The organism is Helicobacter salomonis (assembly GCF_017979425.1).
In the GTDB taxonomy this organism is placed as follows: domain Bacteria; phylum Campylobacterota; class Campylobacteria; order Campylobacterales; family Helicobacteraceae; genus Helicobacter; species Helicobacter salomonis.
The window spans coordinates 1-7,256 of record NZ_JAERIS010000042.1 but is presented as its reverse complement, the minus strand read 5'-3'; the positions used below and the strand labels follow the sequence as shown (position 1 = coordinate 7,256).

Genomic DNA, 7,256 nt, shown 5'->3' with positions numbered 1-7,256 from the left:
GATGAGCTCTTGCTCAAAGCCATGAATGTGCACTACATCAATAAGAATATCTTGCTAGCGGCCATCATTGCTAAGGACGAGCTCTTAAAAATGGTGCGCCATAATTTGGAGAATGCCAAGGGTAATCCGCTCATCATTGCCGCAGCCGAGAAAGTGGCTAAGATGTTTTCAGAGTTGAAGATTTCTCTGTATAGTGTTTGTCTTTACATCTATGAGCAACTGTAGTTGCTCGTTATATTAGACGCATTTAACGTATGCATAAACCACTCCAAACAAACCTATTAAGGCTAGCACTGCGGCATGCAACATCTCCCAACCTCCACACGCTAGAATCAGACCTACAGCAGAGCTAGCTAGTAAATTTACCCCAAAGACAAACATGCTATTTAGCCCTTGTAGGCGCAATTTGTGATCGGATTGGATAGCATTGAGCATAAAAGTCCCTCCATTAAAGCTGAGTGCCCAACCTACTCCTGCTAACACCAAGCATGCCCAAAAGGCTAACAAGTTTGCACTACAGAGAGCAATGACGCTAGCTCCCACATAGCACAATATGCCCAACACGATTAAGTATGTAGGGCTTTAGCTTTTGCTAACAAAAGCTAAAAACAAACTAGGCGCATACATGGCAATAAAATGCGCGACTAACACGCTTTTAGTTTGAGTATAGCTAAAATGATACGCATGCATGGCTAGAGGCGTGGCGTGCATCACTAGAGTCATCAACCCAAAGCCTAAGCCACACGCACAAGTGGCTAAGAGAAAATGGGGTTCTTTTAAGAGGGTTTTTAGGGAGATTTTGGGGTTTGTTTTGGCGTGGAAGGGCTCGAACTTTAAGAAAAGTGTGCTCAATGCATTGAGCACGCAAAGTAAACCCACAAACCCAAAAGAACCCACAAAGGGCACACTAAAGAGATGTATCCCCACATTGCCTAAATGCGGTCCTAAAATGCCTCCCAAAATCCCCCCACTCACCACAAGGGCGGTGGCTCTATTTTGGGTGTTTTGATGTGTTGCATCAATGGCTTCTATTGCCAAAAAGCGATAAAACTGATTGAGAGCTGTAAAAAAGCCTAGCAAAAAAGTCGCTAGACAAAAGAGTGGAAAGCTTTTAGTCCATAAAGCCATAATGGCTAAACCAGCCCCCACACCTCCTAGCAAAGACGCGCCTAAAAATACCCTTTTTCTGCCATATTTTTGAAAGATAGAAGCTGAAAAGCACACCGCCACAAACGCCCCACAGAGGGTAGTCGAAATGGGTAGAGTGGCTAGAGTGGTGTGCCCTAAAAGCCACTGCCCCGCGAGCGCACTACTAAAGGTCAAAAGCGACACCACCGCTCCACTAAAACCTTGTCCTAAGAATAAAAAAAGGATATTTTGATTGAACATGGGAGGGATTTTAGCGCGTTTTTGTATAACCCCATGCTTTTTCTAGTCTCTGCTTTGAGCACTTCAATTCTCTGTTAGTTTTTCTAGGGTTTTTGTGCGCGCTTTAATCTCCACATGTTAGAATGTCTCAGTGTATTTTGCATGGTTGAGGGTATGAGCGTGAGGGTATTTTTACCCTTATTTTACTTTGTCTATGTGCTTATGGCACTCACGCCTGCAGGAATCATTTTTTGCTTGCACAATGCGACTTTTACGCTCTTAGAACTCGCTTTTGTTTTGCTAGGGGGGTTAGTCTGTGCTTTGTTGTCTCGCCTATACATATGTTTTGTTGAAAAGCATATTGCACCCTCCGATGAAATGCGCGCTGTGGAAATGGTAGAAGTGGCCGAGCCTAAATATATTCCTGTTTATATTGCCTATTTTGTAATTGCGGTCAGTCTTGAAAATTGGTTCATGTTTGCGGTGGTGTTTATCATCATTTATCTTTTAATTCTCAAAGGGAAGTTTTCCTATTTTAATCCCTACCTTTTGTTTTTTGGGTACCACTTTTATGAAATCTCCATTGATCTCAATAAGACACATGGACAGAACATGTATGCGAAGTTCAAGGTCTTTTTAATTTCCAAAAGAACGCTTAAAGAAAAAATGCAATACAGCAAGCTCATTAGACTCAATGACTTTGTTTTTTTAGATAAAGAAAAGGAGTGATGCGCATGCTCTATGCTCGGATGCAAGGAAAAATCTACCGTGTGAGCGATCAACCTCTAAAAGGAATATGGGATTTTGGAGCGCATGAAACCTCTAAAGAGTGGGATTATTGGAAAGAGAGTGAAAGAAAACTTGCAAAAGATGAGAGTTTTTTTATTAAAGCCTCTTTTGAAGATTTGAAAGATTATAATCTTGTGATCTGTGATGATACCCCTCATATCAATATGCTTAGCAAGGGTATTTTAAAAAAAATACAGAAAATTAAAGAGAGTAAGGCAGTGTTATTTGTACGCATGGAAGAAGAGGGTAAGATTAAATTATACTTCCAAGTGATCAGGCAGTGTTCTTTTATTAAGAAAAAATTTATCTCTTTCTCTAACATGGCGCATATCGAAGATAAGCCGATCATTTTAATTGAAAATCGCACAGATGTTTATTGGAGTCAAGAAACAGGGAAGTTTTATTTTAAAAATATTGAGGATTTGGAGCGCGTGTTACCCCACTTTTTTGAAAATAAAGTCCAAGATATCAAACAAGGACTTCAAGCTATCAAAGAAGATGCCAGCTACCGGTATTTGCATTTAGAACTAGATTTAAAGGAAATCAAATCCACTATTCCAAGAACAAAGCTAGCTAGAATAAAACATTTACTTCAAGAAGAACGCTTGGAGATTTTTAAAGAGAATGGCGATCCAAGAAAGCGGAATGATTACTTAAAATACGCTCAAAAATATAAACCTCGAATGGTTAAAAATGAAAAATTGATGATCTGTAAAGCTAGCGATTTGGACTCTCTTTGCAAGATCATAGACGAAAACTATTACACCACAGAAATAGGAGGAGAGCAACGCGTTGCTAATGTTTCTGAAAAGAATAGCCTTAAAGACTAACTTTAGAATCAGACCTAAGAAGGAAATAAATTTTTAGATCTCCCACAAAGGGTATAATTTACCCCTGTACTACCTAACTATCACCCCTTGCCTCCCATACCCCTGCATTTTAGTCTCACTTTGCTTTAGTCCTGCAGATCAAAATCCTTGTAAATTTTTTCTTGCCCTCGATATAGGGTACATACTGCGTGAGTTTGACGACCTTATACCCACACTCCAGCACGCCATTTAAGATTTGGCGCGCTGAAATAGCAAAGGGCAGATCGTAATCGTTGGGGATATAGTTATTATCCACCAACAACACCCCGCTATCATCAAATCTTTTATATTTATTTGGGATTTGCTCTAGGGGCAAGAATTTTAGCCGTGCAATATTAGCTCTATTTTTGATAGGAAAATTGGTGAAAAAATGCGCAGCAGCACGCACTACTTGGCGCTTAGGAGTTAAAAACCAATCCACACTATGAAAGCCCGCCCATGCCTTCTTTTTGGCAAAGTAAGGGATAAAGGCGGTATTGACGCAATTTGTGATATTGGAGAGGATGATGAATTTCTTTTTGCTTTGAATGAGGATTTGCCAATATTTTATGGCGCGCGAAAAGGGCGGGTTGGTGCAGACAATGTCGGCTTCTTCATTCAAAATTCTTAAGGACTCCGTCTCTTCAAAGCCGCCATTATAATTTGGCGGGGTGTATTTCATCTCACGCGCCCCCTCTTTGGTAAAAATATAGCCCTTTTTGCCCGCATGGAATAAATCCCGCTTACTGCCATAATGCGTGCAGATGAGTTTTTTCAGCTTGAGTCTGAAGAAGTGTTTTAAAAATACAGCACAAAGACGAACGAGTCCGTATAATCTCTATTCTCCCCGATGGCATCATCGCAGTTACAAAACACGACCTTGTCTTGCCATATTTTTAGAGGGTAGCAGGATAGCTCTTTTTCCACATCCTCATACCTTGTATAAAACTCATCATCTTTAACTTCTCTGGCTTTGTCTAGTAGGGTCTTTCTAGTAACGCCCCGATCAATCATGCTGGGCGTGACTAAGGGCTTGGGCTCTTTTTTTGGCTTGGGGGGTTTGATGTTGATTTGGGCGATGAAACCCGGGTGAGCTTTGATGTAGCTTAGATAATTCTCAAAAAGGCTAGGGTTATAAAAATAAATTTCGCGGCTCTGTATTTCTCTTAAATGCACAAAAGCGTTTTTAATGTCTTGCTCTATTTGGCGCATATTAGCCACTTCACAAGTGAAAAGATAGTTATAAGTGTTCTCTTGGGATTGCCCTGTAACGCTGTTGTATTCTTTAAGCCGTCTAGCTAGGTTATTGGTGATACCAATTTTGCATTTGCTAGGCTCTAGGCTGGATTGGACAATGTAAAGATATTGTTTGGGCATGGGCTACCTTTAAGAGTTTGAAAGAGGCATTTTAACACATGGGGTGCTACAAGTTTAAGAATCTGTGCAACCCCTCGCCTTGCCCGCCCTTGCAAGAGGATAACAAGGGAGATTTTTTAAACTAAAATAACCCTCTCGCCTTTAGCTTTTAAGGCCTCTCCCACCTTTTCATACCACCCCATGATGATTTGGGTGGTTAGCGCGCCCTCTGTACATTTAGTTAAAGTGTCTTGCCATTCTGGGAACTCTAGACCAGCTTTCATTTCCTCACATGTCATATCTAAAATCTTAACAGGCCGTCTGTAGGTGATCCAGCTTACTAGGTCGTCTTCTTTTTCAATCATGCATAAACTTCTGTCTTTTCTAATATCATATGCTGTGCCGATGACCTGCGTTAAGGCGATGAGTTTATTGCCTTTTCTTATCGCCACAATGTCATTAACTCGCATTGCACTGAGAAAATTCCTGATGAATGCAGATGCCCTCTTATTCTTCCAATTTTCTGGCTGACCATACAAGCCAATGAAACGATATGTTTCTAAGATTTTATGCACATCCCAATTTTGGTTCTCCGTGCCCGGATGCATTTGCATGTGCCAAAATGGGGCACTTGAAACATCTACAAACATTAAAACCTCCTAATTTTTATATCTATATACCCACCCCCAACCTTCAGTCCTCCAAAACCCGTAATTTTAAGGATTAAGGATTGTCGCGCATAAGAACTTAAAAAATTTTGAAGGATAGAAAGTCAAGTTTTAAAAAGCCAAAAACAATTTTTATAGAAGAAACGAAAAAGTCATCGCGGACGAAGGAAGATGAAGAAAAAAATCTAACTAAAATTAAACAAGCAGGAGCAAGTGAATTACCAAAAACTCTCCCGCATCACCTACCTTTTTCACCTTGTAAGAGCGCGCCTTATCTTACCAGCTATTCCTCCTCCTTACAACATCTGCTCTATGATCTCTAAATGCTTTTGCATGCTCTCATTAAAGTCAAAAAGTTTAGCACGCTCTAAACCCTTTTGGATACACTCTTGGCGCAAACTCTCATCAGTTAGGGCGATTTCTAGCTGTTTAGAGATGTCTTTCGCATTGTAGGGGTTACAATAAATCCCCGCATCGCCCAAAATCTCAGGCATACAAGACACATTGCTAGCCAAGATGACACAAGAGGCGCGCATCGCCTCCACCATTGGCAAACCAAAGCCCTCGGCCAAACTTCCCCACCACAACAAGCGGGCGTTGGCGTATAGAGTTTGCAACAGGGCATCGGACACATAGCCCAAGTTGACGATAAAGTCTTGTTGGCTATACCATCTTTCAGACTCGCTTAAATCGTTGTGTGTGCCTGTTAAAACGATTTTAAAACGCCCTTGTAACTCTTGGGGCAAAAGTTTAAAGGCTTCAATTAAGCGCAAAATATTTTTGCGCTTGGCTTGCCCGACTGCTAAAATAAACTCCCCTAAGTTGGGGGGCAAACTCTCACAAGCTTCAACGCGGTATGTGCGTAACCCGTGATAAATCACATGCACACACTCAGAGGAAAAGTGAAAAGTTTTGAGAATATCAGATTTGACATATTCACAAAAACAAATGGCTTGCGTGCAAATCGCCATTTTAGGATAAATGTAGTGCTTCCAAAGGGCTATGCTTTCTTTTGATAGAAACCAACTTTGAGGATCACACAGGGGCAAATCATGGATACAAACTAAGGTTTTCTTGGCATTAACGGGATGGATGTAGTAGATAGGCCACCCTGCCTCAATGCATAGGTCAAAGGATTTGCCCCTTAAAGTCTTGTTACGATTCCACAAAAAGCGGTATTTGACGAACAAAATAAAATCTCCGAGCAAGCCAAAGGTGGTGCAATGTGCTAAAAAGTGTCCTGTTTTGGTTTTAAAATAACGATAGATTTTACTTGGGGTGATGTTTTTAAGGCGTTGGAGAAAAGTTTTAGGGTGTGGTTTTAGTGGTTGTGGATTATCAGAGAGAGAGAGAGAGAGAGAGAACGGGATTTCAATAATTCCTCAAGACTAGAATAAAGTTTATCGTAGGCAAATAGCACGATTTCTACTTCTTGGTGCGCAAAATGCTTTTCTAAAGTTTGGATCAAAGCCAAAATATACACTTCAACGCCCGTCCATTTCCCCATTAAAGGGTGCACGTTAATGATAATTCTTTTCATGGAGACCACTTATTTTAGAAAAATATGATAGGAGATCATCCCCGCATCACCCTACTTTCCCACCCTTGCAAAGGGCAGTATCATCGGCGTTAGAGAGCTTGACTTCCAGGTTCGGGATGGGGCTGGGTATTTCCTCTCCACTAGGGACACGGGGAAAAGCAAAGCTTTCACAAAGCTTTTTAAAAAGCTTTGTGACTTGTTAAAGCCTTGAGCTTGCACATAAAGGATTACTAAGAGCTTTAGCAACGCTTTAGGGGGTTGGCTTGTCTTTGGCTCTCATAAAGCAAGAGACTTTAAAGTCTCTTGCCTGAGCTTAAAGCCAAACTTAGCAAGCAAGCTAAAGCACTCAGAGGTCGAAATCCTAAGCTTGGCAACCTCGTCTAAGCCCACATGCTAGGCTAGCTTAACGCAAGCCAAACTAAGGTAACCCGCAAGGCTTCAGCTTAAAACCCCCAAGCCACACAAGCAAACTCTAGGCTAATAGGCTAAGAAGATTTAAACCCTAAGTGCAAACTTTAAACCAAAAGCACTAGAGTAGCATTCTTGCTTTAAAAAAGCAACAACAAGGCTTAAAAAGCTTCGCTTTTGTCAATAACCTACGTTCCAGTTCCTACAAAGCTTTGATTACACTCAACAAGGCGGTGATACCTTATCAACCAAACAAGCCAAACGCTCTATTAGTAGTGG

General features: G+C 41.0%; 7 protein-coding genes, 1 rRNA gene and 2 pseudogenes. 3 read left to right on the top strand and 7 right to left on the bottom strand.

Translation table 11 applies throughout. The features are described 5' to 3' along the window. A pseudogene (locus KCO92_RS07115) lies at positions 1-225 on the top strand (hypothetical protein); the annotation flags it as partial. 12 nt (positions 226-237) lie between these two features. On the opposite strand, the gene KCO92_RS07510 reads toward KCO92_RS07115, so the two are convergent. Continuing rightward, positions 238-507: a hypothetical protein gene (locus KCO92_RS07510; RefSeq protein WP_233710524.1), complete on the bottom strand. Its 270-nt coding sequence runs from the start codon at positions 505-507 to the stop codon at positions 238-240. A 75-nt stretch (positions 508-582) separates the two neighbouring features. Next, positions 583-1,389 carry an MFS transporter gene (locus KCO92_RS07110; protein ID WP_233710523.1) on the bottom strand — a complete coding sequence of 269 codons (807 nt, stop codon included), beginning with the start codon at positions 1,387-1,389 and terminating at the stop codon, positions 583-585. Positions 1,390-1,542: 153 nt separating this feature from the next. Between KCO92_RS07110 and KCO92_RS07105 the strand changes: the two genes are divergently transcribed. Together KCO92_RS07105 and KCO92_RS07100 are read left to right on the top strand one after the other, a co-directional pair. Then, positions 1,543-2,097: a hypothetical protein gene (locus KCO92_RS07105; RefSeq protein WP_158653592.1), complete on the top strand. Its 555-nt coding sequence runs from the start codon at positions 1,543-1,545 to the stop codon at positions 2,095-2,097. Then, positions 2,097-2,987, top strand: coding sequence for a hypothetical protein (locus KCO92_RS07100; RefSeq protein WP_104696188.1), 891 nt, complete (start codon positions 2,097-2,099; stop codon positions 2,985-2,987). Before KCO92_RS07105 ends, KCO92_RS07100 begins: the two co-directional genes overlap by 1 nt. A 115-nt stretch (positions 2,988-3,102) precedes the next feature. Here the strand turns inward: KCO92_RS07100 and KCO92_RS07705 are convergent. The 5 genes and pseudogenes from KCO92_RS07705 to rrf form a co-directional block, all read right to left on the bottom strand. Continuing rightward, a pseudogene (locus KCO92_RS07705) lies at positions 3,103-4,382 on the bottom strand (adenine-specific methyltransferase EcoRI family protein). 116 nt (positions 4,383-4,498) lie between these two features. Further along, on the bottom strand, positions 4,499-5,011 hold the full coding sequence (locus KCO92_RS07090; protein WP_104696187.1) for a hypothetical protein: 513 nt from the start codon (positions 5,009-5,011) through the stop codon (positions 4,499-4,501). A gap of 314 nt (positions 5,012-5,325) precedes the next feature. Beyond that, positions 5,326-6,219: a glycosyltransferase family 4 protein gene (locus KCO92_RS07085; RefSeq protein WP_233711307.1), complete on the bottom strand. Its 894-nt coding sequence runs from the start codon at positions 6,217-6,219 to the stop codon at positions 5,326-5,328. 131 nt (positions 6,220-6,350) lie between these two features. Beyond that, a complete protein-coding gene (locus KCO92_RS07080) occupies positions 6,351-6,569 on the bottom strand; it encodes a hypothetical protein (RefSeq protein ID WP_104732811.1) in 219 nt (72 codons plus the stop codon). Positions 6,570-6,607: 38 nt separating this feature from the next. Next, positions 6,608-6,723: ribosomal RNA gene (rrf, locus tag KCO92_RS07075) — 5S ribosomal RNA — on the bottom strand. Positions 6,724-7,256 lie beyond the last annotated feature (533 nt).

Excerpts from the sequence above, each read along its gene's own strand:
- KCO92_RS07110 (WP_233710523.1), bottom strand. The coding sequence starts at position 1,389 with ATGTTCAATCAAAATATCCTTTTTTTATTCTTAGGACAAGGTTTTAGT.
- KCO92_RS07090 (WP_104696187.1), bottom strand. The coding sequence starts at position 5,011 with ATGTTTGTAGATGTTTCAAGTGCCCCATTTTGGCACATGCAAATGCAT.
- KCO92_RS07100 (WP_104696188.1), top strand. The coding sequence starts at position 2,097 with ATGCGCATGCTCTATGCTCGGATGCAAGGAAAAATCTACCGTGTGAGC.
- KCO92_RS07080 (WP_104732811.1), bottom strand. The coding sequence starts at position 6,569 with ATGAAAAGAATTATCATTAACGTGCACCCTTTAATGGGGAAATGGACG.
- KCO92_RS07105 (WP_158653592.1), top strand. The coding sequence starts at position 1,543 with ATGAGCGTGAGGGTATTTTTACCCTTATTTTACTTTGTCTATGTGCTT.